The sequence below is a fragment of the Thiomicrospira sp. genome (assembly GCF_036568485.1).
GTDB lineage: Bacteria > Pseudomonadota > Gammaproteobacteria > Thiomicrospirales > Thiomicrospiraceae > Thiomicrospira.
The window spans coordinates 1-2,458 of sequence record NZ_DATCSL010000122.1 but is presented as its reverse complement, the minus strand read 5'-3'; the positions used below and the strand labels follow the sequence as shown (position 1 = coordinate 2,458).

Annotated in this window: 3 protein-coding genes; 2 read left to right on the top strand and 1 reads right to left on the bottom strand. The window is 42.7% G+C overall.

Going from position 1 to position 2,458, the window contains the following annotated elements; all coding sequences use genetic code 11:
* Window positions 1-434: MFS transporter (locus VIM91_RS11375; RefSeq protein ID WP_331864925.1), on the bottom strand; the 434-nt coding region annotated here is incomplete at its 3' end.
* Between the two features lie 94 nt (window positions 435-528).
* On the opposite strand from VIM91_RS11375, the gene VIM91_RS11370 reads away from it, so the two are divergent.
* The gene (locus VIM91_RS11370) at window positions 529-1,140 is read left to right on the top strand and encodes an IS607 family transposase (RefSeq protein WP_068404139.1); all 612 of its coding nucleotides are present in this window, start codon (window positions 529-531) and stop codon (window positions 1,138-1,140) included.
* A complete protein-coding gene (locus VIM91_RS11365; RefSeq protein ID WP_093071385.1) occupies window positions 1,137-2,291 on the top strand; it encodes an RNA-guided endonuclease InsQ/TnpB family protein in 1,155 nt (384 codons plus the stop codon). The genes VIM91_RS11370 and VIM91_RS11365 overlap by 4 nt, the downstream gene beginning before the upstream one ends.
* Window positions 2,292-2,458 lie beyond the last annotated feature (167 nt).

Below are 2,458 nucleotides of genomic sequence, written 5' to 3'. Positions count from 1 at the left end.
CAAATAATGGGCAATAGCAAGGTGGGGATGCCTGCGATATAGAACATAATCTCCCAGCCAAAATCCACCACCAAAAAAGAGCCTAATAATGCGGATGCCATACCACCTATTGCATAGCCACTAAACATAATAGCAACTAGCGTACTACGCATACGTTTTGGTGCGTATTCTGAGGTCAGAGCGACACAAATTGGCATGACACCGCCAATACCCAAACCAGCGATGAAGCGTAAAGCGGCAAACTGCATTGGACCATCAGCAAACGCCCCTAAAAAGGTAAAGCTACTGAACAGGGCCACGCAAATCATGATGGTTTTTTTGCGACCGATCTTGTCAGAGAGCGTTCCAAAAATCATAGCGCCAAACATCATGCCAAAAAGTGCAGCACTGGCAAGAAAACCTGCTTGTACTGCGGTTAATGACCATTCCTCCATGAGTAGGGTTGCAAACAGTTAAATAAAATATATACAAACCTACCTATTTATTACTATAATAGATAGATTATATCTATAATATAGAGAGCAAGTTATGGGGAAACTGGTTAGTATTGGGGAGGCTGCCAAACATTTCGGGGTTGCTCAATCCACATTAAGACGTTGGGATGAGGATGGTACGTTAGTCGCCAAGCGAACCGAAAACGGGCATAGGCGATATGATTTAAGTGAAATCAGACCGCATTCCTTGAATACACCACCTAAATTAGACCGAAAAACCATTGCTTATGCTCGTGTGTCGAGTCGTGATCAAAAAGACGACTTACTTCGCCAGTCTCAAGTTTTGGAACTTTATTGTGCCAGGCAAGGCTGGACTTTTGAGACGATTACCGATCTTGGTAGTGGAATGAATTATAAAAAGAAAGGCTTAAAAAACCTGCTTGATGACATACTGAGCAATAAAGTTGAACGGCTGGTAATTACCCATAAAGACAGGCTTTTACGATTTGGTGCAGAACTGGTTTTCATGTTGTGTGAGGCTCGTGACGTTGAAGTGGTAATAATCAATCAAGGTGAAGAGTTGAGTTTTGAGCAAGAATTAGCCCAAGATGTATTGGAGATTATCACCGTATTTTCAGCGAGGCTATACGGCTCTCGCAGCAAGAAAAACCAACAATTAATAGAGGCGGTTAAAAAAGCATTATGATCCGTGGACACATTATCGAACTCAAGCCAAACAACGTACAGGCAAATCACCTTGCTCGTGCTTGTGGCGTGGCGAGAAAAGCCTACAACTGGGCTTTGCATGAGTGGCAGCGGCAGTATGCGCTTGACAAAGCGTACCGTGATGCGTGTTTGGCCGCAGGCGTTGAGGTTGATACTAAAAATCTAAACAAGCCCTCACAGGCGAAGCTCAGACGCGAATTGAACGCCATTAAGCGTGAATTATTCCCCTATATGCTGGAAGTGACCAAATGCGCTCCGCAGGCGGCAATCATGCAGTTGGGTGATGCTTATAACAACTTCTTTAAAGGCTTAGCGAAATACCCAACCGCTCGTAAAAAAGGCCGTGACGATAGATTCAGTTTATCCAACGACCAATTTGCCATTAAAGGTAAATCCATTCGTATCCCAAACTTGGGCTGGGTTCGCTTAAAAGAAGCTTTACGTTTTGACGGCAAGATCATGTCAGCCACCATCTCTAAACGTGGCGGTAAGTGGTTTGTTAGTGTGGCTGTTGAAATACAAAAAGCTGTAATTCCTACTAAAAAGACAGGTAAAAGCGTTGGTGTTGATCTTGGTATTACCGACTTACTGGTTTTATCAGACGGCACTAAAATTAAAGCGCCAAAACCACTTCAAGCAAACCTTAAAAAACTAAGAACGCTAAACAAAGCGCTCAGTCGCACTAAAAAAGGCAGTAAAAACAGAGAAAAAGCGAAAACCAAGCTCTCTCGTTTGCACTATAAGATCAGGTGTATTAGGCAAGATTCTCTCCATCAAATCACAACAAGTCTGGTTAATGAGTTCGATGTGATTGCGATTGAGGATTTGAATGTCAAAGGTATGGTTAAGAACAGGCGGCTATCAAGAGCTATCAGTGACTTGGGTTTCTTTGAGTTTAAGCGACAGCTTATCTACAAAGCCACTGAGCAAGGCAAGGTTGTGAAATCAGTCGGACCCTTCTACCCAAGCTCAAAAACCTGTTCAAACTGCAATCATATCCTTGGTAAAGATGAGCTAACATTGAAAATGCGTGAGTGGTTGTGCCCTAACTGTCAGGTTTCTCATGACCGTGACCTCAACGCCAGCATCAATATTTTAAATAACGCGACTGTTATTTTAACAGCTGCATAATCCTGTTTATTGGACGGTGAGTTCCATCGCCAATTAAAAAAGTCTGTGGAGTCGTGGTCAGTCTAAATCTCAAATGAGAAATAGCGCGTGACAATGAAGCAGAAAGAAAACGTCAAACCTATCTAATAGTCAATATTGGCTAGGTTTGAGTAAGATTTTTGGAACGG